The organism is Pantoea sp. USMM079 (assembly GCF_037153115.1).
In the GTDB taxonomy this organism is placed as follows: domain Bacteria; phylum Pseudomonadota; class Gammaproteobacteria; order Enterobacterales; family Enterobacteriaceae; genus Pantoea; species Pantoea communis.
In genome coordinates, this window is sequence record NZ_JBBCKX010000003.1 from 36,672 (window position 1) to 61,533 (window position 24,862).

The 24,862-nt window shown below is 55.4% G+C and carries 20 protein-coding genes; 9 read left to right on the forward strand and 11 right to left on the reverse strand.

Annotated elements, in window-relative coordinates; translation table 11 throughout:
- Positions 1-38: 38 nt before the first annotated feature.
- The 3 genes from dapD to WFP70_RS06815 all read left to right on the forward strand — a co-directional run bounded on the left by dapD (position 39) and on the right by WFP70_RS06815 (position 2,399).
- Entirely contained in the window at positions 39-863 is an 825-nt protein-coding gene (gene dapD, locus WFP70_RS06805; RefSeq protein WP_038648942.1) for a 2,3,4,5-tetrahydropyridine-2,6-dicarboxylate N-succinyltransferase, read from the forward strand.
- Positions 864-1,157: 294 nt separating this feature from the next.
- Positions 1,158-1,550, forward strand: coding sequence for a DUF3461 family protein (locus tag WFP70_RS06810; protein WP_034829501.1), 393 nt, complete (start codon positions 1,158-1,160; stop codon positions 1,548-1,550).
- 144 nt (positions 1,551-1,694) lie between these two features.
- Positions 1,695-2,399 carry a FadR/GntR family transcriptional regulator gene (locus WFP70_RS06815; protein ID WP_034829503.1) on the forward strand — a complete coding sequence of 235 codons (705 nt, stop codon included), beginning with the start codon at positions 1,695-1,697 and terminating at the stop codon, positions 2,397-2,399.
- A gap of 8 nt (positions 2,400-2,407) precedes the next feature.
- Here the strand turns inward: WFP70_RS06815 and WFP70_RS06820 are convergent, their stop codons facing one another.
- From WFP70_RS06820 to dgt, 4 genes are all read right to left on the reverse strand, one after another.
- Complete coding sequence (locus WFP70_RS06820) at positions 2,408-3,676, reverse strand: alginate lyase family protein (protein WP_337023054.1); 1,269 nt, start codon at positions 3,674-3,676, stop codon at positions 2,408-2,410.
- Between the two features lie 25 nt (positions 3,677-3,701).
- The gene (locus WFP70_RS06825; protein ID WP_034829508.1) at positions 3,702-4,859 is read right to left on the reverse strand and encodes a CdaR family transcriptional regulator; all 1,158 of its coding nucleotides are present in this window, start codon (positions 4,857-4,859) and stop codon (positions 3,702-3,704) included.
- Between the two features lie 241 nt (positions 4,860-5,100).
- Positions 5,101-6,546 carry a serine endoprotease DegP gene (gene degP, locus WFP70_RS06830; RefSeq protein ID WP_034829511.1) on the reverse strand — a complete coding sequence of 482 codons (1,446 nt, stop codon included), beginning with the start codon at positions 6,544-6,546 and terminating at the stop codon, positions 5,101-5,103.
- A gap of 136 nt (positions 6,547-6,682) precedes the next feature.
- A complete protein-coding gene (gene dgt / locus WFP70_RS06835; RefSeq protein ID WP_337023055.1) occupies positions 6,683-8,176 on the reverse strand; it encodes a dGTPase in 1,494 nt (497 codons plus the stop codon).
- Between the two features lie 98 nt (positions 8,177-8,274).
- On the opposite strand from dgt, the gene mtnN reads away from it, so the two are divergent.
- The 3 genes from mtnN (at position 8,275) to WFP70_RS06850 (ending at position 10,134) form a co-directional block, all read left to right on the forward strand.
- Complete coding sequence (gene mtnN, locus WFP70_RS06840; RefSeq protein WP_166934113.1) at positions 8,275-8,973, forward strand: 5'-methylthioadenosine/S-adenosylhomocysteine nucleosidase; 699 nt, start codon at positions 8,275-8,277, stop codon at positions 8,971-8,973.
- Positions 8,966-9,775, forward strand: coding sequence for a vitamin B12 ABC transporter substrate-binding protein BtuF (btuF, locus tag WFP70_RS06845; RefSeq protein ID WP_337023056.1), 810 nt, complete (start codon positions 8,966-8,968; stop codon positions 9,773-9,775). The genes mtnN and btuF overlap by 8 nt, the downstream gene beginning before the upstream one ends.
- A 107-nt stretch (positions 9,776-9,882) precedes the next feature.
- Positions 9,883-10,134, forward strand: a complete 252-nt coding sequence (locus WFP70_RS06850; protein WP_034829521.1) for a hypothetical protein — start codon at positions 9,883-9,885, stop codon at positions 10,132-10,134.
- Between the two features lie 36 nt (positions 10,135-10,170).
- Here WFP70_RS06850 and erpA read toward each other — a convergent pair whose 3' ends face one another.
- Entirely contained in the window at positions 10,171-10,518 is a 348-nt protein-coding gene (gene erpA / locus WFP70_RS06855) for an iron-sulfur cluster insertion protein ErpA (protein WP_034829523.1), read from the reverse strand.
- A 222-nt stretch (positions 10,519-10,740) separates the two neighbouring features.
- Between erpA and hemL the strand changes: the two genes are divergently transcribed.
- The gene (gene hemL / locus WFP70_RS06860) at positions 10,741-12,021 is read left to right on the forward strand and encodes a glutamate-1-semialdehyde 2,1-aminomutase (RefSeq protein ID WP_097118383.1); all 1,281 of its coding nucleotides are present in this window, start codon (positions 10,741-10,743) and stop codon (positions 12,019-12,021) included.
- Positions 12,022-12,215: 194 nt separating this feature from the next.
- On the opposite strand, the gene fhuB is transcribed toward hemL, so the two are convergent.
- The 6 genes from fhuB to hrpB form a co-directional block, all read right to left on the reverse strand.
- Complete coding sequence (fhuB, locus tag WFP70_RS06865; protein WP_337023057.1) at positions 12,216-14,192, reverse strand: Fe(3+)-hydroxamate ABC transporter permease FhuB; 1,977 nt, start codon at positions 14,190-14,192, stop codon at positions 12,216-12,218.
- Positions 14,192-15,070, reverse strand: coding sequence for a Fe(3+)-hydroxamate ABC transporter substrate-binding protein FhuD (gene fhuD / locus WFP70_RS06870; protein ID WP_337023058.1), 879 nt, complete (start codon positions 15,068-15,070; stop codon positions 14,192-14,194). The genes fhuB and fhuD overlap by 1 nt, the downstream gene beginning before the upstream one ends.
- A 9-nt stretch (positions 15,071-15,079) precedes the next feature.
- Entirely contained in the window at positions 15,080-15,874 is a 795-nt protein-coding gene (fhuC, locus tag WFP70_RS06875; protein ID WP_034829533.1) for a Fe3+-hydroxamate ABC transporter ATP-binding protein FhuC, read from the reverse strand.
- A 95-nt stretch (positions 15,875-15,969) separates the two neighbouring features.
- Positions 15,970-18,177 (reverse strand): ferrichrome porin FhuA, encoded by a 2,208-nt coding sequence (gene fhuA, locus WFP70_RS06880; protein WP_337023059.1) that lies wholly within the window; start codon positions 18,175-18,177, stop codon positions 15,970-15,972.
- Positions 18,178-18,389: 212 nt separating this feature from the next.
- Complete coding sequence (gene mrcB / locus WFP70_RS06885; protein ID WP_337023060.1) at positions 18,390-20,933, reverse strand: bifunctional glycosyl transferase/transpeptidase; 2,544 nt, start codon at positions 20,931-20,933, stop codon at positions 18,390-18,392.
- A gap of 98 nt (positions 20,934-21,031) precedes the next feature.
- Positions 21,032-23,503 (reverse strand): ATP-dependent helicase HrpB, encoded by a 2,472-nt coding sequence (hrpB, locus tag WFP70_RS06890; RefSeq protein ID WP_337023061.1) that lies wholly within the window; start codon positions 23,501-23,503, stop codon positions 21,032-21,034.
- 25 nt (positions 23,504-23,528) lie between these two features.
- Between hrpB and thpR the strand changes: the two genes are divergently transcribed.
- Positions 23,529-24,068 (forward strand): RNA 2',3'-cyclic phosphodiesterase, encoded by a 540-nt coding sequence (thpR, locus tag WFP70_RS06895; RefSeq protein ID WP_097118377.1) that lies wholly within the window; start codon positions 23,529-23,531, stop codon positions 24,066-24,068.
- Positions 24,069-24,785, forward strand: a complete 717-nt coding sequence (sfsA, locus tag WFP70_RS06900) for a DNA/RNA nuclease SfsA (RefSeq protein WP_166934101.1) — start codon at positions 24,069-24,071, stop codon at positions 24,783-24,785. It abuts the gene before it with no gap.
- The last annotated feature ends 77 nt before the right edge of the window (positions 24,786-24,862 follow it).

The window sequence follows — 24,862 nt, forward strand, 5'->3', positions numbered from 1 at the left end:
CGACGCTGGCACCCGTATGACAGACTCAGGAAATTATTATGCAACAGTTACAGAGCGTTATTGAATCTGCCTTTGAGCGCCGCGCCGATATCACGCCAGCCAGCGTGGACAGCGTGACCCGTGAAGCCATCGAACAGGTTATTGGCCTGCTGGATAGCGGCGAACTGCGCGTGTCTGAAAAGATCAACGGAGAGTGGGTAACGCATCAGTGGCTGAAGAAAGCAGTGCTGCTGTCGTTCCGCATCAATGACAACCAGGTGATGGAAGGCGCAGAAACCCGTTTCTACGACAAAGTCCCAATGAAGTTCGCGAACTGGGATGAAGCACGCTTCAAAAATGCGGGCTTCCGCGTTGTCCCACCTGCTGCCGTGCGTCAGGGCGCTTTCATTGCACGTAACACCGTGCTGATGCCTTCTTACGTCAACATCGGCGCTTACGTTGATGAAGGCACCATGGTTGACACCTGGGCCACCGTGGGTTCTTGCGCGCAGATCGGCAAAAACGTTCACCTGTCTGGCGGCGTCGGCATCGGCGGTGTTCTGGAGCCACTGCAGGCTAACCCAACCATCATCGAAGACAACTGCTTCATCGGCGCACGTTCTGAAATCGTTGAAGGCGTGATCGTGGAAGAAGGTTCAGTCATCTCCATGGGCGTTTACATCGGTCAGAGCACCAAAATCTACGATCGTGAAACTGGCGAAGTGCATTACGGCCGCGTGCCAGCGGGTTCAGTGGTGGTATCGGGCAACCTGCCGTCTAAAGATGGTAGCTACAGCCTGTACTGCGCCGTAATTGTGAAGAAAGTGGACGCTAAAACGCTGGCGAAAACCGGCATCAACGAACTGCTGCGTACCATCGACTAAGTCGGAAATTAGTCCGGTTACCCTGCCAACGGGCCTGTATTCGGGCCCGTAATTTTTTCTTTACACTCTCACCCAAACAACCTGCTTCGCGCCGCGAATTAACTGGTGCGTTTATTTTTCAAACAGTTCATAATCCGCGCCAGTTAACTCCGGTCGCGCACTGTTCATCCCGGTTTTTGTGTCTACAGTTGATTAAGTATGCCGTAAGCGTTCCGGTTGCTGCGTATCTGCCGCATCCCGAATGATGATGATAGTCCTGCGCGCTCACCCACTCTTAGATGGAATATAAACGCTATGTACGACAACCTGAAAAGCTTAGGTATCAGCTCTCCTGAAGACATCGACCGTTACAGCCTGCGTCAGGAAGCCAGCAACGACATTCTGAAAATCTACTTCCGCAAAGACAAAGGTGAATTCTTCGCCAAAAGCGTGAAATTCAAATACCCGCGTCAGCGCAAAACTGTCGTCGCCGATCACACCAGCCAGGGCTATAAAGAAGTACAGGAAATCAGCCCGAACCTGCGTTACGTGATCGACGAACTGGACCAGATTTGCCAGCGCGATCAGGTGGAAGTCGATCTGAAACGCAAAATCCTTGCGGATCTGCGTCATCTGGAAAACGTGGTATCCAATAAGATCGCTGAAATTGAATCCGATCTGGATCAACTGACCCGCAACGGTCGTTAATTTCCTCCCCCGCGTTCCCAGGGCCAGCTTATGCTGGCCTTTTTTTTGCCTTAATTCAGTTTTATCTGGTCCTTTTTCACCTATCTGAATTCATAATCCCTGGCTAGTATCGGGTTATGTCTGACTTCAGGTATCACAAAAACCATGCAATTTGCAGCCATCACCTCAGGACAGCGCGGTCTGGATGTTCATATCGCCGGTGACCTCGCGCAAAAAATTCTCTCTGGAACGCTAAAGGCTGGTGATGTTCTGCCCAGCGAAGTCGAGTTGTGCAGCCACTTTGGCGTCAGCCGAACTGCCGTGCGTGAGGCGCTCAAACTCCTCTCTTCGAAGGGATTAATAGAATCGCGTCCCAAACTCGGCACGCATGTACGCGATCGCACATACTGGAATCTGCTTGATGTGCAACTGCTGGAATGGATGCAGGGCATCGAATCTACGGCAGAAATGTATCAACAGTTTCTGGACTTCCGTGAGGCTATCGAACCGCAGGCTGCCAGACTGGCTGCGCTACACGCTACGCAGGCACAACGCACCGAACTTTCTCTGTTATTTCGCGAAATGATCGCTGTTTGCGCTGCGAGTAAATTCGATCTTGCTCGCTGGCTGGAGGCAGACAGTGCCTTTCATCGCCTGATCTTTCACTCTACCGACAACTGTTTTTACATCCCGTTCGGTAATTTGCTGGAAACCATCTTTAAATGCTTTTTTACCTGGCCTTCCAGCGCGCAGGATATTTTTTTGGACGAACACCGCAAGATTTATGAAGCGATCATGATCGGCGATGCCGATGCGGCGCACAGGGCGTCGATGAATCTAATGCTTAACAGCACACAGCCTCGGCTATAACTTTCCCCTCACCGATACGTGGGTGGGCGCGATAACAACCACAGATCACGCAGCGCTTCTCTTTCCGCACCGCGCGCTGCTGGGCTGATAGGGGCCGTCGATTGCGTTTCGATCGCGCGATGAATCCAGGGCTGAAAACGGTCGCTGTTCAGGCTGCGATCCGTGAGCGAGAGCAGTGGAATCAAGCGCAGACTGACACGATCGCGATTTTTCCATGGCCAGGTTTTGCTGTCATCACTAAACGGTGCCATATAATTCAGCGCACTCAACAATGAACCGCTCTGCTGTTGATAGTGCCAAAGATCGCCCGCGCCGCTTCGCTGTGCCAGTTGCGCGAGGCTGGTCAGAGCCTGCAAATTAAAATAGCTATAGTGGAACGAGCGTGTGCGTACCAGTTCCATTGGCTGCGTTCCGTCCGCACGAATTTGCCCGGCGATTTTATCCTGAGCTAAAACCACCATCTGCTTAATCACCTGAGGTTGATGCAAATACCACGCGATGCCCGCCACCTGTGCGGCATACCAACTGCCATGGTTATTAGGTGCATCACGCTCGCCTTGTGCCAACTGACTGTGCAATAGCCAGCCGAGATAATCGCTAAACCATGCATGTATCGCAGCCTGATCCTGCGGGTGCCAGCCGGGCGAATCGTGCAGTAGCTGCAGTGCATCCACTATGCGCGTGGCAAAGTAACGCCCATCCAGCACACCGGTGTGCCGGCCCTCAGCCTTACCGGGCACACCCTGAGCATAATTAAGATTGGGATTCATGCGGGTGGTGGGATCGATGAACCAGCTGCGAATCATCGATTGGGCTTTGGCTGCATAACGGGTTTCGCCGGAGAAATACCAGGCAAGCGCCAATGCCTGCACGTCTGCGGTGAAACGAGCCAGACGCACACCATCGCTTTGGTCGTTTTTACTCGCCGGATTGACCGCACCATCACGGCGTTCCCATGGCAAGCCATTGGGCTTGTCGGGATTCGGCCACCAGTAGGCACTCAGGCTGAGATAATCATGGCGGGAACCGCTGGGAGGTAACATCCCTTTCTGCGTCACGCTGGGATTGGGCTGATCAAGCGCGCGATCGGCAGCCTGCTTGAGTTGCTGCCACGCCTGCTCAGTCTGTGGCGCAGCCTGATGATTTTGCAGCGCAGTTCGCGTCTGTTGCATCTCTTCGCCAGATAAAAAGGCCAGCGAAACAGCTTTGGCATGACAGGTCGCGGTCATCAGCAAGCCGGCCAACAGCCAGATCAGGCGCACATTCAAACGGGGCATCTTCCTCTCCCGGCCCTGCTAAGGGTTAGCTCTGTTCATCCAGTTGCAGCGCCACATACAGCAACAATCGATCGTCAAAATTGCCGAGGTTTAATCCGGTCAGCTCGGAGATGCGGTTCAGGCGATACTCGAGCGTATTACGATGGATAAATAGTGCGCGTGCCGTGGCGCTGGGCTGCACGTTATGACTGAACCACGCCACCAGCGTACGTCGCAATAATCCATTATTATCATTGGCTTTGAGTTTCGCCAACGGGCGCGCCAGTTCATTCGCTTGCCAGCCACCGCGCAGGCTATCCAGCAGTACGGGCAGCACCAAATCCTGATAGAAGAAACTGCGCTGTTCCGGCATGCGCTGTTTACCCACCATCATGGTGGTGCGCGCCGTACGGTAGGAACGCGCAATACTGCCGGGACCGGTAAAGAAATTACCCAGCGCGATGCGCATTCGCACCTGCCCACTCTCTTTCATACGCTGTAATAACTGATCCACGCGACGGCGGTGATCGTCTTGATCGTAACGGCCGTGGGCATTGAGCGCCGGCTTCAACACCACCATTTCAGTGAGTGAAACGATAGCAATCAGGTTGTCACGATCCGGCGTTGTCAGCAGAGTTTGTAAATGCTGCAATTCCGACATCGCACTGTCAACGCCAAGCTGGCCGCTGTCGACTTCCACCACCGCCACCACGCGCGGTTGATTGAGATCGATGCCCAGGCGCTGCGCCCACTCGCTCAACGCCGGTGAAAGCGTATCGCTACGAATCAGGTTCAGCACCAGCTCTTCGCGCAAACGGCTATCCTGCGCCAGCATGTGCAACAGTCGCGCTTGTTCCAGCATCATTTCGGCGGTCATACACACCAGTTCACCGTAGTGACGCAGCGCTGCCGGCTGGCCGGTCAGGCCAATTACACCGACAATCTCACCATCAATACGCAATGGCAGGTTGATGCCAGGACGCACGCCGTGCAGATGTTTCGCCACGGCCTCATCAATGTCCACTACCCTTCCCTGCGATAACACCAGCAACGCACCTTCGTGCAATTCGCCAATACGCTCACGATCGCCGCTGCCAATAATGCGGCCGCGTGCATCCATCACGTTGACATTACTGTCAATAATTTGCATGGTGCGGGCAACAATATCCTGAGCCAGTCGCGCATCGAGATGATAGGTGGCCATCAATCACTCCAGAGAAAGGGAAGAATTGACAGAATACGCATCCCACGCACGGCTGGCATTGTGCAACTGCACATAGCCGGATAGAGAATACGGGAATTGCGGTAGGCGTCACATTGCGAAACGGACATCTGCACAATGTGGACCACACTAAAAAGGTGTTGATGCTAGCCAGGAGCGCAGCTGCGCCAGACAAAAACAAAAAAGGCGAGCCGAAGCTCGCCTGTACTCAATTATCTAAGACTTACTGCATCAGCAGATAGAGGCTGCTGTCGCCACGCTGCACGTTCAGGGCCAGCACGGACGGTTTGGTGTCGAGGATTTTGCGCAGTTCACCAAGGTTGGCAATCGCCTGCTGGTTAACGCCCCTAATCACGTCACCTTTCTTCAGACCAATACGCGCTGCAGCACTACCTGCCTTCACATTATCCACGCGCACGCCTTTCTGGCCGTTGCTGTCGATGTTGCTCAGGTCGGCACCTTCAATGCCGGTGTAGATCGTGGCGGACTGCACTTTTTCCTGCGAGCTCTGCTGCAGTTCAACCGTAATCGTCACCGGTTTACCGTCACGTAACAGACCCAGCTGCAGTTTAGTGCCCACTGGCAGTGAACCCACTTCTGCACGCAGTGCGGCAAAACTGGTCAGCGGTTTGCCATTCATCGACACCACAACATCGCCGGCTTTCACACCCGCTTTTGCCGCTGCCGAGTTAGGCAGGACCTGGCTCACAAAGGCACCGCGCTGGGCATCGACTTTCATCGCTTTCGCCAGCTCAGAGTTAAGCTCGGTACCCATAATGCCCAGCTCGCCACGCTTCACCTGACCATACTCGATCATCTGCGCCGTCAGGTTTTTCACCATCGCGCTTGGGATAGCAAAGCCGATACCGATATTGCCACCGTCTGGCGCCAGAATCGCGGTGTTAATCCCAATCAGTTCACCGTTCAGGTTCACCAGCGCACCACCAGAGTTACCACGGTTGATGGCGGCATCGGTCTGGATGAAGTTCTCGTAGTTCTCGACGTTCAAGCCGCTGCGGCCCAACGCTGAAACGATACCGGAGGTCACCGTTTCGCCGAGTCCATACGGGTTACCGATTGCGACAGTGTAATCACCGACACGTAAGTCATCGGAGTCAGCGATCTTAATCGCCGTCAGGTTCTTGGCGTCCTGCAGTTGAATTAGAGCAATATCAGACTGCGGATCTTTACCAATCACTTTGGCGTCATAGCGACGGCCATCGCTCAGCTGCACCTGAATTTTGGTGGCGTTATCTACCACATGGTTGTTGGTGACGACATAGCCTTTATCGGCATTAATCACGACACCCGAACCGAGTGCACGGAATTTTTGCTGCTGGGTGTTGGCGCCGCCGTTGTCACCGCCCTGGCTACCATCACCGCCGCCCTGGCACATTGGCGAGCTTTGGAATGGCGAACCGTCCTGGCAGAATGGCGAGTTATCACCAAAGAATTGCTGGAATTGCTGCGGCATGCGCGGGGTTTTCACCGTGGTGCTGCCTTCAACGCTAATACTCACCACGGAAGGCATCACTTTTTCCAGCATCGGCGCCAGGCTTGGCAACTGTTGGTTCGAGGAGGAAGCACTTTCCGCCGCGAAACTGACAGGGCTCAATGCCATGCCCAGACTAAGCGCCAGCGCACTTAACATTAATGTGCTTTTTTTCATTTGTCTGTGTCTCTCTAAGATTTACGGCCAGACCATTGCTGTGGTCGTGATGGTGAGATTAAGTTTTTAGCGCGAAGTTCCTAATAAAGTTTTGGGCAAAGGTAAAAATTTATTCTTCATCTTTACAAAACTCAGCTTATTCCACGGCCATCAAACGACGATACTCATCCCACGCATAATTGTCTGTCATTCCGCTGATATAGTCCTGAATCAAGCGCGAACGGTAATAACGCTCCCACAACAAACGTTGATATTTATGCTCGACAATCAGTGTACGCATCTGCTGCTGATAAGCTTTGCGATGTTTTCCTGAAAGCTTATGAAACAGTCGCGTTTCTATCGGATATTTCGGCAGAAAATCGTCGTTCATCAGCGTAGTAAATTGTTCATAATCCAGCAACATTAATGACTGATAGATTTCCAGCAACCCTTTTATTACCCGATAACCTTGTAATTCGAGTTGCTCAACTTCCGGATGATTAAATACCTGCTGGCGCGCCACGGTTTTAAATAATTTCAACAGACGGCCTTCATCACCGTCATCTTCCAGCAGCGCATGATTGAAATTTCCTTCAAAAATAGCCGGGAGATTATCGACAAAACGGCGCACGGCATGGCTAACCAACACATTTTGCACGTTAACCCGTAATGACATGAAAAATTGATCGCTCAGGCTACGGCGTTTTTTCTGGTTGGCTTCTTTCCATGCCTCGCTCACTGTGCGACTGAACGCATCACCACTATTTACCGTCCCCCAGGCTTTGAGCAGAGACTTATACAAGGTCTCAACATCAAAAATGTCTTTTTCGACCGCATCATCTAAATCGGCAATACAGTATGAGATATCGTCCGCGGCTTCCATAATCCAGGTGAGTGGATAGCGATGATGCTCCTTAATATGGGTCGCAGCGCGTAAGTCAGCCACATATTCACGCTCGGACAAATAAAAACCAGGCTTCTTCATCAGCACGCTAAATTCTGCCGGCTTATCGCCCTGCCACCATGCGGGGGCGGTGTATTTTAAAATACAGGCCACCTGCGCATAGCTAAGATTGAGCTGCAGCAGCGTATGCACCAGGCGAATCGCCTGCGCATTGCCTTCGAAGTGGCACAAATCCTGACGAATCATTGCATTTAGCTGGTCAAAATCAGTGCGCTGATGCTCATCTGCCACGCCCGCCACCAGCGGGTCCACGAGTTCTAGAGGCAGATTGTCGTCAAACCAGTCATTGATCGCGGCTTCACCAAAGTGACCAAACGGCGGATTACCCACATCATGCAGCAGGCAGGCCATCTCAATCAGACTCTCAAACGCGCCTTCAAACTCATCCAGCCCGTAATTTGCCAGTCCACCGCCCTGCGTTTTCAGGTATTGCAGGATCTCTTTGGTGATATAGCGCCCGGTTTGCTGCACTTCCAGCGAGTGGGTCAAACGTGAACGCACCGCTGCATTACGCTCCAGAGGAAATACCTGAGTCTTTTGTTGCAGGCGGCGGATCGCGGCAGAATTGATGATGCGGCCACGGTCACTCTCAAAGTGCCGTGTAATAAAGTATTCGCCCTCTGGATCTTTGCGGCTGGTATAAGGGCGGGTGAAACTGATCTTATTTTTGAAATTGATCGGCGCCATCATTACCCCTTATTTTTTGGTGAATTCATCCTCTGCCAGCCATGGTAGACTATGCCTCACTTTTAAGCTTTACATCCATAACTACAGCGAGATTCTTTATGAAAGCAGGCATTATTGGCGCGATGGAGCAGGAAGTCACCCTGCTGCGTGACAAAATCGAAAACCGTCAGACGCTGACGCTGGCTGGTTGTGAAATTTATACCGGCACGCTGAACGGTGTTGAGGTTGCTCTGCTGAAATCAGGCATTGGTAAAACCGCGGCGGCGCTCGGCACGACCCTGTTGCTGGAGCTGTGCAAACCCGACCTGGTGATCAATACCGGCTCTGCGGGTGGTCTGGCCGCTTCACTGAAAGTGGGCGATATCGTGGTTTCCGATGAAGTGCGTTATCACGATGCCGACGTGACCGCATTTGGTTACGAACCGGGTCAGATGGCCGGTTGCCCGGCAGCCTTTGTGGCGGATGAAAAACTGATCGCCGCTGCAGAGCAGGTGATTAAGCAGCTGGATCTCAACGCGGTGCGCGGCTTAGTGGTCAGCGGTGATGCCTTCATCAACGGTGCTGAGCCACTGGCACGCATTCGCACCACCTTCCCACTGGCGATCGCCGTGGAGATGGAGGCCACCGCCATCGGTCACGTTTGCCACCAGTTCAAGGTGCCGTTTGTGGTGGTGCGCGCGATTTCCGATGTCGCGGACAAAGAATCCCACCTGAGCTTTGATGAGTTCCTGGTTGTTGCCGCTAAACAATCGTCGCTGATGGTTGAAAACCTGCTGGCACAACTGGCGCGTGGCTAAATATTGGCTACTGGGGCTATTGCTGATCGGCAATAGCCTGTTTGCCGCTGCCCCACGCGTTATCACGCTATCGCCCCATCTCACTGAACTGGCTTTCGCAGCGGGCATTACGCCGGTGGCGGTGAGTGCTTATTCGGATTTCCCGGCGCAGGCCAATCAGCTGGAGCAGGTGGCAAACTGGCAGGGCATCAACGTTGAACGCATCCTGCAACTGAAACCGGATGTGGTGCTAGCCTGGCGCGGCGGCAATCCGCAGCGGCAGATCGAACAACTGCAACGTCTGGGCATTAAAGTCGAATGGATTGATCCGCAGACCATTGATCAGATGATTGATGCGTTAGCAGCGCTCAAACCGTGGAGTCCACAACCTCAGCAGGCAGAAGCTGCCGCAAAGGCACTACGTCAGCAAGAGGATGATCTGCGTAAACAGTATCAACAGCGCACGCCAATTCCACTGTTTCTGCAGTTCGGCCAGCAGCCGCTGTTTACAGCCTCACGCAACACGCTGCAAAACGAAGTGATCACGCTATGTGGCGGTAAAAATATCTTTGCGGACAGTCGCGTAAGCTGGCCACAGGTGAGCCGCGAGCAAGTGCTGGCGCGCCATCCCGAGGCGATTGTGATTGGCGGTGACCGTGCGCAAGCCGCGAATATTGTGAAATTCTGGCAGCCACAACTGACGGTGCCGGTGATTGCCATTAACGATGACTGGCTGAGTCGACCGGGTCCACGTATCCTGCTGGCAGCCAAACAGCTGTGTGCAGATTTACATCCGGCGAAAAATAGCACCAAAAAAGATTAAAGATTCGGCAAAAATTGTCGAAAATCAAAATACAAGGCACTGCGGCCACGTATGCTCAGTGCCCTTTTTGCGCAACGCGCAACTTTTGACTTCACCAGGAATTATCAATGACCAGAGCACTGCTCCTGGCCATAGGGCTTGCGATGGCTGCGCCAATTGGCGCGGCGACCTCCACCGGCTCTATTGCCGTCACGTTGACCATATTTTCCCGCTGCGATATCTCACGGCAAAGCGAACAAACATTGCCATCGATTGATTGTGGACGTCACTTCAGTGCACAGCCGCGCGTGACCGAAAGCGTGTTAAAGCGCGATGCGAAGCGTCGTGAGTCGTCACGATTAGTGACCGTAGAGTGGTAACGTTCTGACCGCCAGAACGGCGGTCAGAAAAGGGGATCAGATGCTGAAGGAAGAACCACAACCGCAAGTCGTTTTCGCGTTAGGGTTTGTCACGATAAAACGTGAACCCTCAAGACCTTCGGTATAATCAACCGAACCGCCCACCAGATACTGCAGGCTCATTGGATCAACCACCAGCGCCACGCCCTGCTTTTCAATGGTCATGTCGCCGTCATTCATTTGATCGTCAAAAGTAAAACCGTACTGGAAACCACTGCAACCGCCACCGGTGATGTACACGCGCAGTTTCAGCTCAGGATTCTCTTCATCCGCGATCAAATTTTTCACTTTTTTCGCTGCTGCTTCAGTGAATTGCAAAGGCAGCGCTGCTACGTCGTCACTCATGTTTTACTCCGGGTAAACGTCCAGGTCAGAAAACGACCTTAATTTCACTATTATCTGCCAGCCGCCCAGTGCAATCAAGTACTGCGCTTGACACTGTGTGCCGCCTGCGCTGCGCTAAAGTATAGCTTTAAAAGGCTTTCGCACCCGCTTGCCTTTCTAATCGGGCGACTCTTCCCTTAGAATGGCGCCAGAATTTTTTTCCAGAACAGCAGGAGCCGAGCAATGAGTAAGTCTGAAAACCTGTATGCCGAAGCGCAACGCCTGATCCCTGGCGGTGTGAACTCCCCGGTACGTGCTTTTACCGGTGTGGGCGGCGTGCCGCTGTTCATCGAACGCGCCGACGGCGCTTATCTGTATGACGCCGATGGCAAAGCCTACATCGACTATGTCGGTTCATGGGGCCCAATGGTGCTGGGGCATAACAACGCCAATATCCGCAATGCGGTGATTGAAGCGGCATCTCGTGGTTTAAGTTTCGGTGCCCCAACCGAAATGGAAGTGAAAATGGCCGAGCTGGTGTGTGAGCTGGTGCCAAGTATGGATATGGTGCGCATGGTGAACTCCGGCACCGAAGCCACCATGAGCGCGATTCGTCTGGCTCGTGGCTTTACCCATCGTGACAAGATCGTCAAATTTGAAGGCTGCTACCACGGCCACGCCGACTGTCTGCTGGTGAAAGCAGGTTCCGGCGCATTGACCCTGGGCCAACCGAACTCACCGGGTGTTCCGGCTGATTTCGCTAAACACACCCTGACCTGCACTTACAACGATCTGGCTTCAGTACGCGAAGCCTTCGAGCAATATCCAGAAGATATCGCCTGTATCATCGTTGAACCCGTTGCGGGCAATATGAACTGCATCCCACCGCAACCGGACTTCCTGCCGGGCCTGCGTGCACTCTGTGATGAGTTTGGTGCGCTGCTGATCATCGATGAAGTGATGACCGGCTTCCGTGTGGCGCTGGGCGGTGCTCAGGCTTATTACGATGTCACGCCGGATCTGACCTGTCTCGGCAAAATCATCGGTGGCGGCATGCCGGTGGGCGCATTTGGTGGTCGTCGTGATGTGATGGCTGCACTGGCACCAACGGGTCCGGTTTACCAGGCGGGAACGCTTTCCGGTAACCCGATTGCCATGGCGGCCGGTTTTGCTTGCCTGACGCAGATTGCTCAACCGGGCACGCACAGCACTCTGACCGACCTCACCACCCAACTGTCTGAAGGCTTGCTGGCAGCGGCAAAAGCAGAAAACATTCCGCTGGTGATCAACCACGTTGGCGGCATGTTCGGTATCTTCTTTACCGATGCCGAAAGCGTAACCTGCTATGCCGACGTGACAAAATGCGACGTTGAGCGCTTTAAGCGCTTCTTCCACCTGATGCTGGAAGAAGGTGTTTACCTCGCACCTTCTGCTTTTGAAGCGGGCTTTATGTCGCTGGCACACAGCCAGGAAGATATTCAGCGCACCATTGATGCGGCACGCCGCAGCTTTGCGAAGCTGTAAGCCATTAGCGGGCGCCAGGAATGGCGCCCCTTCATTAATGTGCCCGGCTGTCCCTTGAGGCACAACCTCCCCTAAAGACACCCTTGCCGTTCGTTCGCATCGTTATGCTCAGCTACACGCATACACCCATTTCCGTTAGGTTGCACAATTATGCGCAGCTGCCCTGTAAGCGCCGATTGACGTAGGTTGCGCGTTTATGCGCGACGCAACAGCCAGATAAAATACGGCGCGCCAAAGAAGGTCGCCATTAAACCTGCAGGGATCTGATCCGGGAACGCCAGCATCCTGCCGCACCAGTCTGCAAACACCATCAATCCGCCGCCTAATAATCCCGCCATCAACACCTGCGGTAATGCGCGCCTGAAGCCCAGCATGCGCACGATATGCGGCGCCATCAAACCGACAAAACTCAACGGGCCGATGGTCAAGGTGGCCGTGGCCGTTAACGCCGCCGCCAGCAGCAGCAGGGCCAGACGCGAACCTGTTAATGCCATCCCCGCTGAACGTGCCGTCGCACTACCCAGCGGCAGCAGTGTGAGCCAGCGGCTCGCCAGTGGCGCGAGCGCAATAAATACGATACCCACCACGGCGCTTTGCACTGCCTGCGGCATATTGATGTTGTAAGTCGATCCTGAAATCCAGCTCAGCAGGCCGCCCATACGCGGATCGCCGCTCGCCATTAACACCATCAGCAAGGTGACAAAAGCACTGTTAAGCGCCATGCCCGCCAGCAGCATGCGCTCGGGTGAGAAGCCTCCGCGACTGGCGACCAGCATAATGACCAGCAGCGTCAGCGCCGCGCCTAATGCGCCAGCGGGCAGCAACCACGCCACGGCGTCACCCGGCACAAAGAACATCATCACAACCACACCACAGGCCGCGCCGGAACTGATGCCTAACACTTCCGGACTGGCCATCGGGTTGCCAGTGAGGCGCTGAATCAACGCACCTGCAACACCCAGCATCATCCCCACGACTAATGCCGCCAGCACGCGAGGTGCACGCCACGGCAGCAGTTGATGCAGCATCTCACCACTCACCCACGTCCAGCTGTGTGCATCACGACCAAAGGAGATGCCGATAACGCTCAGCAGCGCCAGCACCCCAAGGCCAATGCCACACCACAGCACCACCTTCTGGCGCTCTGCCGGCACCTTGTCGCCCATATTCATTGCCGGTGGAACCGAGCCGGTACGTAAACGCGGCAACAGCCACAGCAGAATCGGTACGCCAATCAACGCGGTCGCTGTGCCGGTGGAAACCTCGCGCCAGTGGCTGGTCAGCCACAATACGCACTGATCGGCCAGCCACAGCAGTAAGGCACCAATCAGCGGAGCCAGCAGCATACGGCTGAGTAAGCGACGCCCCCCGAGCATTTTCGCCAGCAGTGGTGCAAACAGCCCGATAAAACCGATAATCCCGGCGACGTTCACCAATTGCGCACTTAACAGAATCGCCAGAGCGAGTGCGCCGACACGCGCAGCAGACAGTGCCAGACCGAGATTTTTTGCTACGCCGTCATCAAGCCCCATGAGCGTCAAGGGGCGCAGCAATGCCAGCGCCACGACAAAAGCCAACAGCAGACGCGGCCACAGCATGGCGACGTTGTGCCCATCCATCTGATTCAGTGTGCCGGTGCTCCACAAGAACATATTCAGCAGCTGATCATGATTGAAGATGGCAAAGATTTGATTCACCGAACCGGCATACAGGCTCAGGACCAGCCCGGCGAGGATCAGTGTCACGGGTGACAGCCGTTTGCCCCAGGCCACGCCAAATACCAGGATGCCCACCAGCACTGCGCCCGCCATCGCAGCAAATTGCTGTGTCAGCTCACCACCCGGCAAATGCCAGAGCGTGGCGACCGTAATACCGAGCTGTGCACCGGATGACACACCCAACGTGGTCGGTTCCGCCAGCGGATTGCGCAGCACCTGCTGAAACAGTAAACCGGCCAATCCGAGACCCGCCCCCACCAACAGCGCCAGCGCCAGACGCGATAACAGGCTGTGATGGAACACCACCTGTTGGATAATGTTGATGTCCGGCGCAAAGAAGGCTTGTGACCACTGCGCCGTTGGCAGCGCGTCACGCAGATTGATAAAGGTCAGCGCCAGCGCCAGTAAAAACATGCTGCTTAGCAGCATCACAGGAAAGAGACGATGGCGCATCAGTGCGACTCCAGCGCGTGTTCCAGCACGCGGACAAATTTCAGCGCTGAATAGGTCGCGCCGTAATACCAGACGGCAGGCACACGCTGGAAGCGGCCCGCGCGGATAAACGGCAGCGCCTGCCACAGCGCAGTTTTCATCACCTGCTGCATGTCACGATCGTTATCGTGATCAAAACAGATCACCTGCACATCGCCGACATCGGCTAACCGCTCAAGCCCAACCACGGCACTGCCCCAGAAATTGGTTTCACCCTGCCAGGCGTTACTCAGGCCAAGGATTTCCATCACTTCGAGGAACAGACTGTTGGTGCCAAACGTGATGGCGTGACGGCTGTCCATCAATGACATCAACAGCACCGGACGATCTGCCCAGGGTTTGAGACGTTCGCGCGCTGCCGCTAGCTGCTCATCCAGGAATTGCAGATGCTGTACCGCCTGCGCTTCCCGGCCCAGCCGGGCACCGAGCGCATGCAGTGATTTACGGGCAGTACTTAACGGTTTACCGTCCCCGCTATTCAGATCAAAGCCCATGGTCGGCGCGATGCGATCGAGTTTATCTAATCCCGGACCGTAGCCGTTGGAGTGCAGGATTAAGGAAGGTTCGAGCTGCGTCATCAGTTCCAGATTGGGTTCGGTGCGCAGGCCGAGATCGATGGTGCTGGCGGATAGCATCGGCTCGCCAACCCAGATGTTGTAGTTGCGCAAATCAGCCACACCGAGCGGCGATACACCGAGCGCCATCAGTAGCTCAACGGGTAGCCATTCCAGCGCCAGGATGCGCTGCAGATCGGGTGTTGCCGCACGCAATGGGGCAACGTTCATCAGTGGCGTCAGTGCCAGCGCCGTCAGCAAGCGACGGCGTGAAATGTTGAACATGGCGAGGCCTCAGTAAACAAAACTGACGGGAGCACCGCCTTGTGGATGGGGCAAGATGCCCATCGGAATACCGTAAATATTACCCAGCACATCGGCCTGCATGATCACCTCAGGTCCCCCTTCCGCGATCATTTCGCCGCCGCGCAGCGCCACCAGGCGATCGCAATAGCGCGCAGCCATGTTAATGTCGTGCAGTACAGCAATCACCGTCAAGCCACGCTCGCGGCTGAGACGTTGAATCAGAGCCAGCACATCCACCTGATGCGCAATATCCAGTGCGGAAGTGGGTTCATCCAGCAACAGGCAGCGGCTATTTTGCGCCACCAGCATTGCCAACCACGCACGCTGGCGTTCGCCGCCTGACAGACTGTCCACCAGACGCCCGGCAAACGGTTTTAGTCCCACCAGCGTAATCGCTTCTTCCACGCGATCGCGATCTTCCTGGCCGTAGCGCCCAAGCGCACCGTGCCACGGATAACGACCAATCGCCACCAACTCACGCACCGTCATCCCTTCTGCCGCCGGTAACTGCTGCGGCAAATACGCCACCTGCCGCGCAAAATCTTTGCTGCCCCAGTTCTCCACCGCATCGCTATTTAACAGCACCCGGCCTTCACTCGCCGCATGGTGCCGACCCAGCATTTTCAGCAAGGTGGATTTGCCAGAGCCGTTATGACCGATCAGCGCCGTGACTTTACCCGGCGCGAAGGTGAGTGAAAGTGGCTGCAGCAACGTGCGTCCAGGTACGCGAAAGCTGACATTATCCAGCGTGAAGGTGGTTTCTTCGTGATGCGGATGCTGCATGGTGATCCCTGATTAATAAGCACAAAACAGATCTGATTTTGAAGAAAGCGGCCCTGAGGCCGCCCCTAATCACAACATTGTTCGCCCTGACAGAATCAGAAGCGGAAGGTCGCCGTACCGACGATTTGACGTTCAGCACCCCAGTAGCAGGCGTAATCACGATAGCAGCTGGCAACGTATTCACGATCGAACAGGTTGTTGATGTTCACACCGACAGAAGAGCCCGGTAAACCGAAACGACCGAGGTCATATTTCAGCGCCGCGTCGACGGTGGTGTAGCTGGCTACCGCAAAGTTCTGGTTAGCATTGGTGCCACTCGCGTACAAGCCTTGGCTCTCACCCACGTAACGCACACCTGCGCCTAAAGTCACGCCTGATAGTGCTGTTTCATGGAAGGTATAGTCACCCCACAGTGAGGCCATATGCTTCGGCACCTGCACCGGTGTTTTGCCCTTCAGCACAGTGTCTTCGGTATATTCCGCATCGGTATAGGTGTAAGACGCCGTCATGTTGATGTTGGCGTTCAGCGCCGCCTTGGCTTCCAACTCAACACCGCGTGAACGGATTTCACCGCTCTGAATGCTAGCAAACTGATGCGTTGGATCAGGATCGGCCGTAAGGTTCTTGGTTTTTGTCAGCTCATATACTGCTGCCGTCAAGACGACTGGGCGATCTTTAGGTACATACTTCACACCAGCTTCATACTGTTTAGCGCGTGAAGGATCGAATGCCTGGCCTTCCCAGGTTGAACCCGAGTTTGGAATGAACGCTTCGCTATAACTAAAGTAAGGTGCGATACCGTTATCGAATACATAGTTCAAGCCGCCGCGCCATGTAAAGGCTTGATCATTCTGACGATCAACAGAACCGGCAACACGATCATATACGGAGGTCATAGCGTAATCGTAACGACCACCTAAGGTCAGCACCCAGCGGTTCCATTCCATTTGATCTTGAGCATAAAGGCCTGTTTGGCGCTGCTTATTGAGATGCTGATAAGGGTCGGTATAGGGGAACGTGGTGTCATCACCATATTGCGGGTTAAAAGGGTTCAGACTGTTGGCTGTACCGAATTGAGCATCAATATCATTACGCATGCGTTGGAAATCCACCCCAAGTAGCAAGGTGTGTCCAACCGCACCGGTATCAAATTTTGCCTGCGCTTGAGTATCCACAGAGAACTCATTCAGCTTCTCGTCTGATAATGCTGAATAACGTGTAATGTTCCCAGCAGCCTCATTGTAGCCAAAGCCATAAATACTTCGGTAATTGGTTCTCAAATCCGCGTAACGCAGATTCTGGCGCACCGTCCAGGTATCGTTAAAGCTGTGTTCGAAGTTGTAGCCCACCATCTTGGTGTTACGCGAGATCTTGTTGCTGTCTTCGCCTTCATCAAAATTGGTTGGCAACTTATAACTGCTGCCATCCGGGCGGGTAATGCCTACCACGGTGCCCTGACGCGGCAACCAGCCGTAATAACCGGTTTCTGGCTCGTTCTGGAAATAGGTCAGCAGGTCAAAGCGGGTATTGGCATCAGGACGCCAGCTGAACGAAGGCGCGATGGTGTAGCGCTTCTCTTTGTTCATCTCCTGCTGCGCATCAGCGCTGCGGGCCTGGCCCGTCAGGCGATAGCTGTACACGCCGTCATCATCCAGAGAACCGCCAAAATCGAAGCCCGTTGAGTACAGGTTATCGGTGCCCATCTGGAACTGGACTTCACGCAGTGTTTCCTGCGTTGGGCGCTTGCTCACCAGCGACACCACGCCGCCTGGGTTACTCTTGCCGTACAGCACCGACACCGGGCCACGCAGCAGTTCCGCACGCTCAAGGAAGTAAGGATCAATGGCGAACTCGGAGTAGTTATCCCCCTGCAGCTTCAGGCCATCAAGATATTGGTTAGTGTTGGTTTCGCTAAAGCCACGAATCGACAGCGCATCGATCACGCTTGAGCTGCCGCGGTTACCCGTCAGCACGCCAGCCGTGTAGTTAAACGCACCTTTTACGCTGGTGACAGCGTGCATCGCCATCTCTTCCTGCGTCACCACCGAAACCGACTGTGGGTTTTTCTCAATCGGCGTATCGGTTTTGGTGCCGGTAGCACTGTGTTTCGCGGCAATGGTAGGAGCCGGACCCCATGCGCTTTCCTGCGCGACGGTGTTGCCGCCATTGGCGGTGACCACCACGGTATCTTCTGCCAGCGCCTGTGCGCTCAGCGTACCCAGAGTTAAAGAAATTAATAAAGCGAGCGGACGGCGGGAAGTCGCAGCACGGGCAGAACAAGGATTTGAAATTCGCGTATTCATAAAAGGATCTCTCGGAAAGAAAACGACGCAGGTGAATACAAACGAGAATGATTATTAGACGCACGGATTTTAGGCGAAGTTTGGCGAGATCCGCAAGATGTAATGCCTGTTGGCGGTGCGTTTGCGACCAGATCGTGCATATCCATGATCGCGATTAACAAATCACAGGCACGAAAAAGGGCGCCGAAGCGCCCTCTGTTTTCTGCAGCTAACTATTTGCTGCCAAACATATCCTTAATCCAGCCCGCCACGCCGTCAGCATCTTTCTGCTCACCCTGCTGCTGAGGTGACTGCTGCTGAGGTTGCGACTCTTGCTGCTGTTGGATCTGCTGCTGTTGCTGGATCTGTTGCTGCTGTTGCTGGCACAGCGCGTTGGGATCCAACGTCCATACCGGCAGTGAACGCCAGGTGCTGCTGCCAGAACCACACACGAAGTTACCGGCAGAGTCGACGTTCATCTGCGTAATATCTTCTGGCGGTGTCAGCACCAGCGGCATTGGCGCCTGGTTGTCGAGATAACGGCGATAAATCTGCATCGCACCGCTCGCACCGTACAGCTTCGACGTCTGGTTGTTGTCGCGGCCAACCCAGGTGATCGCCACCTCTTTGCCATCAATACCCGCAAACCAGCTATCGATCAAATCATTGGTGGTACCGGTTTTACCCGCCAGATGAGCATTCGGGTAACGCGCGCCCAGCGCACGGGCGGTGCCGTGATCGGCAACTTGCTGCATGGTGTACAAGGTCATATAAGCAGCCTGCGCCGGCTCAACGCGTTGCGCCTGCGGGAAGCTCTGGTACAACACCGTGCCATCTTCAGCAATCACCGAACGTACCGCCGACAGGTCGGCGCGGTTACCGCCGCTGGCGATCGACTGGAACGCCTGCGCCGCTTCGATCGGTGTCAGGTTAAGTGCTCCCAGTAACATCGCTGGCACCGGATTCAGCTGATCTTTTGGCACGCCCAGCTTCGTCCAGGTATCCACCACCGATGGCAGACCCAATGTCATCCCCAGATTTACGGTAGGCACGTTCATGGAGTTGGTTAAGGCATCCACCAGCATCACTTTGCCGCTGAAACGCTTGTCGTCGTTCATCGGTTTCCAGATGGAACCGTTCGGCTGTTTCAGCGCTATCGGCTCATCCGCCAGCCAGGTGTTCAGACGATAGGTATTCGGCTGGCTCAATGCGGTGAGATAGGTCGCCGGTTTAGCCAGTGAACCAATAGAACGACGCGCCTGCAGCGCACGGTTGTAACCGGCAAACTGCGGGTCCGCGCCGCCCACCATGGCACGCACTTCACCACTGAAGCGATCCACCACCACCATCGCGGTTTCCAGATCCTTCAAGCCACGCTGTTTTTTCAGCACCGGGATGCCATCTTCAACCGCTTTTTCCGCAGCATCCTGAGAGATAGGATCGAGCGTGGTGAAAATCTTCACGCCAGACAGATCTTTAATCTTGTCGCCCAGTTTGGCCTGCAACTCGTTACGTACCATCTGCATAAAGGCAGGCTGCGGCGTGATCACGCCCCCTTTCGGCTGCACACCCAGCGGACGCGCCGAGAGCATGTCATACAGCTCCTGATCGATCACGTTCTGCTGCTGCAGTAAACGCAGCACCAGGTTACGACGCTCCAGCGCCAGTTTCGGGTTGCGCCACGGGTTATACAGTGACGCCCCTTTCACCATACCAACCAGCATCGCCTGCTGATCGAGGCTCAGCTCATCGACGGGACGACCGAAGTAATACAAACTCGCCAGCGGGAAGCCACGGATCTGATCGTTGCCAGCCTGGCCGAGGTACACCTCATTGAGATACAGCTCAAGGATACGATCTTTGCTATAGCGCGCATCCATGATCACCGCCATGTAAGCTTCACGCGCTTTGCGCCACAGTGAACGCTCGTTGGTCAGGAACAGGTTTTTCACCAGCTGCTGGGTCAGGGTACTGCCGCCCTGTACCGCTTTACCTGCCGTGATATTGGCAAGGAATGCACGGCCAATCGAATACGGGCTAATACCATCATGCTCATAGAAGTGACGGTCTTCGGTCGCGATCAGCGTACTGACCAGCAGATCCGGGAAGCCCGCACGCGGCACGAACAGACGCTGCTCACCGTTCGGCGATTGCAGCATGGTGATCAAACGTGGATCAAGGCGGAAGAAGCCAAAATCACGTCCGGTATCGAGGTTTTTAATCTCGCTCAGTTCGTTGTTGCTGAACGTCAGACGGGCGTTGATCTGCCCCTCTTTGCTGTCCGGGAAGTCAAACGGACGACGCAGCAGATCGATGGTGTTGCCTTTGACGCTAAATTCGCCCGGACGGGTAATGCGCGACACTTCGCGATACTGCGTGCCTTCCAGCAGCGCAATCATCTCTTTTTTGTCGTACGACATCCCCGGTTCAAGGCTCACCATGCGGCCGTAGACAGCAGCAGGCAACTGCCACACTTTACCGTCGATGCGGCTGCGGATTTCAGAGTCGAGATAGATGCCCCAGGCCACCATCACGGCCACAAAGACCAGGAAAAGCTTAATTAACCAGCCTAACCAACGACGTTTGCCGCGTGGCGGACGTTTTCCTTTCCCTTTACCTTTTGGTGGCACCGGTGTGCTCTCCTCATCGTCTTCGTCAAAATCGTCCTGATCGATATCATCATCAAGCTCCCTGCGGCGACCCCGGCGCGCAGTGCTGCGCGGCGGCTTTGGCGCTTTTCCTTTACGCCCAATAGGTTCGCGATCGTTCCCAGACATGCTTTTATTCTCCAGGCATAGCTACGGCTACGGCCGTTACTCTAACTGCTTTCTCGTGCTGCGCATGGCAGAACCCTCTGAATTCGATCCACAGAGTGTCACGATGAAAATTTCTTGGTGCGCCTTGTCGGTAAGGCGTTTGCCGGATCGTCGGGCCAGGGATGTTTGGGATAGCGCCCTTTCATCTCTTTCTGCACTTCAGGATAGGCTCCGCGCCAGAACGCAGCGAGATCACGGGTGATCTGCAACGGACGCTGCGCCGGTGACAACAACTCCAGCACCAGCGGAATGCGGCCTTCGGCCACCGCGGGATTTTGCGCTTCCCCAAACATCTCCTGCATACGCACTGCCAACGCCGGAGGCTTTTCAGCATCGTAACGAATAGGCAGGCGACTTCCGGTCGGCACAGTGTAATGAGTTGGCAGCACAGTATCCAGCCGCTGACGTTGTGACCATGTCAGCAAATGTAATAATGCGCTGACAAGATTGACGGCCTGCAGGCTCCTGAGATCGCGCACGGAACCCATCTCGGGTAACAGCCAACGCTCCAGCGAGTCGAGCAGGCTCTCATCGTCCAATGGCGGCCACGCCTCTTCCGGCAGCCACTCGGCGGCACAATGCAAACGCAAACGCAGCTGTTCCGCTTCGGGGGTCCAGCCGAGTACCGAGAGCCCTTTTTCGCGGATCCAGCGCAACATCGCCGGATGTAAAATCTCCGGTTCCGGTCGCGCCTGCGGCTGTGCTTTTAGGACCAGCGCACCCACGAGTTCCCGTTTCCAGGCGCGCAATGTCCCTTTCTCTTCATCCCATTCCACATCAATGCGCTGCGACACCAGTTCAGGACATTGCTGGCGTAACGCACTTATCTCTACCGGCAGCGCCAGTAACATGCGGGCTTCGGCGGCACTGGCGCCCTGTAACAGGGTCGGCGCGATTAACCACTCATAGCGGCTCAGGCCATCCTGTTCATCCAGCATGGCGCCAATACCGTTAGCCAGCTGATAGCGTGCGCTTTCGCCTCGCCGCTGCGCCAGACGATCGGCAAAGCCTGTCACCAATAATGCGGGGAAAAGATCGGGATTGACGCGGCCATCGCTGGCATTCAACCGTTGCTGCCACTGACGCGCGCGCCTTTGCCAATGCGGCTGTGGTCGATTAAGGGCGTCGCGCAAATCTGCACTACCGTTGCGCGGTGGATCTTCCAGTATCGCCACCAGCAGAGCGGCACTGGCGATGGCATCCTGACTTTGTGCCGCACACAGAATCGCCGTCAAACGTGGATCGCTGCCAAGCGTCGCCATTTTACGGCCGCGCGCGTTAAGCCTGCCGTTTTCTAATGCGCCTAAGCGCGTTAGCAAAGCCTGTGCCGCTCGCAAGCTGCGTGGCGGTGGCGCGTCCAGCCAGCAGAGCTGTGACGCATCCTGGCAACCCCATTGCAGCAAATCGATCTGCAGCGCAGCCAAATCGCTATTGAGGATTTCGGGTTCACTTTGCGCCGCTGCACGCATCGCCTGCTCCTGCGGCAGCAAATGAAGGCAAATACCGGGTTCAAGACGCCCGGCTCGCCCGGCTCGCTGGGTCATGGAAGCCTGGCTGATGCGTTGCGTTTGCAGGCGCGTTACGCCGCTACGCACATCAAACTGTGCCGAACGCTCCAGCCCGCTATCCACCACTAAGCGGATACCTTCAATAGTAAGACTGGTTTCGGCAATGTTTGTGGCGAGCACCACTTTGCGGCGACCGGCAGGCGCAGGCAGAATCGCTCGGCGCTGCGCATCCAATGACAACGCACCATATAAAGGAGAGAGATCCACGTCTTCATCGACGCGGGATTCCAGCTCGCGCTTCACGCGCTCAATTTCTGCCACGCCCGGCAGGAACAGCAGCAGCGAGCCCGACTCCTCACGCAGCAACTGCGCCACTTCTCGCGCCACCGCTTCGTCAAAACGTTGCTGCGGGTTGAGTGAGGCATAACGGCGTATCACCGGAAAGCTGCGTCCTTCAGAAACAATAAAAGGCGCAGCAGGCAGCAGCTGACGCAACCGATCGTTATCCAGCGTTGCGGACATCAGCAGAATTTTCAGGTCATCGCGTAGCCCTTGTTGCACATCCAGCAGCAGCGCCAGCGCCAAATCAGCCTGTAGGCTGCGCTCATGAAACTCATCGAGGATCACCAGCGACACACCTTCGAGCATCGGATCGCGCTGCAACATGCGCGTCAGAATGCCTTCGGTCACCACTTCCAGTCGCGTATGGGGGCCGCAGCAGTTTTCACCGCGCATGCGATATCCCACGGTGCCACCGGGCTGTTCCCCCAACTGATCCGCCAGGCGCTGCGCCACATTACGCGCCGCCAGACGACGCGGCTCAAGCATAATGATGCGCCCCGGCAGCACCGACTGCTGTAGCAGTTGCAGCGGCAGCCAGGTCGATTTTCCCGCGCCGGTGGGTGCCGCCAGTAAAACTTGTGATGACTGAGACAATGCATCGAGCAATGCAGGCAGCACCTCACTTACCGGTAATTCACTCACACTTAACTCCCACTCTGCCTGTGCTAACATGGCGCGCATTGTAGCACTCAACGGCCACGTCACCATGTCGATACAACGTCTGTTTTTTGCCCTCGAACTGCCCGCGCCACTCCAGCAACAGCTGGTACAGTGGCGCGCAGATCACTTTGCAGAAGGGGCAGGAAAACCGGTGGCCGCCGCCAATCTGCATCTGACGCTGGCGTTTCTGGGGGATGTCAGTGCCGAGACCTCGCAGCAGTTACAGCAGTTAGCTTCGCGCATTGTTCAGCCCGGTTTTAGCCTGGATTTGGATGATGCGGGACACTGGCCGCGCCCCGGTGTCGTGTGGCTTGGCTGCCAACGTGCGCCACGCGGCTTGTTGCAGTTAGCGAGCCTGCTGCGTGCTCAGGCGGCTCGCCATGGCTGCGCCCAGAGTGCGCAGCCTTTTCACCCGCATATCACTTTGTTGCGCCACGCCACGCAAAAAGTGGCCTTACCCCCGCGCGGCTTTCACTGGCAGTACGATGTCAGTGACTTTGCGCTGTTCTCATCGACCTTTAGCCAGGGACGCACCCGCTATCGGCGGCTGGCGCGCTGGCCATTGCCCTCTTCGTCAGGAGCCTGAATGCAGTTTGATCCACCGCTAAAACCCGCTCGTCTTATCGCGCGCTATAAGCGCTTTCTTGCCGATGTCGTGACGCCAGAGGGGGAGACACTGACCATTCACTGCGCCAATACCGGCGCAATGACCGGCTGCGCCACGCCGGGTGATACCGTGTGGTATTCCACTTCAGACAGCACCACGCGCAAGTATCCGCATAGCTGGGAACTGACCGAGACACAACAAGGCCACTGGATCTGCGTGAACACCCTCAGAGCCAATCAACTGGTGCGTGAAGCCTTAACCCTTGACGCCATTCCAGAATTGTCCGCTTACAGCCACTGCCAACCTGAAGTGAAATACGGTACGGAAAAAAGCCGAATTGACTTCCTGCTGCAAGCGGAGGGCAGATCAAACTGCTATATTGAAGTCAAGTCCGTCACCCTTTTACAGCAGGGTAAAGGCTTTTTTCCGGATGCGGTGACGGCTCGAGGACAGAAGCATCTGCGCGAACTCAGTGCTATCGCGGCAGAGGGTCATCGAGCTGTTTTGTTGTTCGCCGTTCTGCATACGGGGATTGAGGACGTCTCCCCGGCGCGCCATATCGACGCACACTACGCAGAACTACTGGGACAGGCTCAACGCTGTGGAGTGGAAGTGTTGGCGTATCAGGCTCAGATTTCACCTGCTCAAATGTTACTCACTCAGCCCGTCGCCGTGACGATTAACGCAGAGTTGTAATATTTATAGCAATTTGCTGTGATAGGAATGTTCTGGGCGGTGCGCTAAATACGCTGTTCCTCACAGGCTTGTCAAGG

Bases quoted from the DNA above. Each gene is read 5' to 3' on its own strand.
- dapD (WP_038648942.1), top strand. From the start codon at position 39: ATGCAACAGTTACAGAGCGTTATTGAATCTGCCTTTGAGCGCCGCGCC.
- WFP70_RS06810 (WP_034829501.1), top strand. From the start codon at position 1,158: ATGTACGACAACCTGAAAAGCTTAGGTATCAGCTCTCCTGAAGACATC.
- WFP70_RS06815 (WP_034829503.1), top strand. From the start codon at position 1,695: ATGCAATTTGCAGCCATCACCTCAGGACAGCGCGGTCTGGATGTTCAT.
- WFP70_RS06820 (WP_337023054.1), bottom strand. From the start codon at position 3,676: ATGCCCCGTTTGAATGTGCGCCTGATCTGGCTGTTGGCCGGCTTGCTG.
- WFP70_RS06825 (WP_034829508.1), bottom strand. From the start codon at position 4,859: ATGGCCACCTATCATCTCGATGCGCGACTGGCTCAGGATATTGTTGCC.
- degP (WP_034829511.1), bottom strand. From the start codon at position 6,546: ATGAAAAAAAGCACATTAATGTTAAGTGCGCTGGCGCTTAGTCTGGGC.
- dgt (WP_337023055.1), bottom strand. From the start codon at position 8,176: ATGGCGCCGATCAATTTCAAAAATAAGATCAGTTTCACCCGCCCTTAT.
- mtnN (WP_166934113.1), top strand. From the start codon at position 8,275: ATGAAAGCAGGCATTATTGGCGCGATGGAGCAGGAAGTCACCCTGCTG.
- WFP70_RS06850 (WP_034829521.1), top strand. From the start codon at position 9,883: ATGACCAGAGCACTGCTCCTGGCCATAGGGCTTGCGATGGCTGCGCCA.
- erpA (WP_034829523.1), bottom strand. From the start codon at position 10,518: ATGAGTGACGACGTAGCAGCGCTGCCTTTGCAATTCACTGAAGCAGCA.
- hemL (WP_097118383.1), top strand. From the start codon at position 10,741: ATGAGTAAGTCTGAAAACCTGTATGCCGAAGCGCAACGCCTGATCCCT.
- fhuB (WP_337023057.1), bottom strand. From the start codon at position 14,192: ATGCGCCATCGTCTCTTTCCTGTGATGCTGCTAAGCAGCATGTTTTTA.
- fhuD (WP_337023058.1), bottom strand. From the start codon at position 15,070: ATGTTCAACATTTCACGCCGTCGCTTGCTGACGGCGCTGGCACTGACG.
- fhuC (WP_034829533.1), bottom strand. From the start codon at position 15,874: ATGCAGCATCCGCATCACGAAGAAACCACCTTCACGCTGGATAATGTC.
- fhuA (WP_337023059.1), bottom strand. From the start codon at position 18,177: ATGAATACGCGAATTTCAAATCCTTGTTCTGCCCGTGCTGCGACTTCC.
- mrcB (WP_337023060.1), bottom strand. From the start codon at position 20,933: ATGTCTGGGAACGATCGCGAACCTATTGGGCGTAAAGGAAAAGCGCCA.
- hrpB (WP_337023061.1), bottom strand. From the start codon at position 23,503: ATGCGCGCCATGTTAGCACAGGCAGAGTGGGAGTTAAGTGTGAGTGAA.
- thpR (WP_097118377.1), top strand. From the start codon at position 23,529: ATGTCGATACAACGTCTGTTTTTTGCCCTCGAACTGCCCGCGCCACTC.
- sfsA (WP_166934101.1), top strand. From the start codon at position 24,069: ATGCAGTTTGATCCACCGCTAAAACCCGCTCGTCTTATCGCGCGCTAT.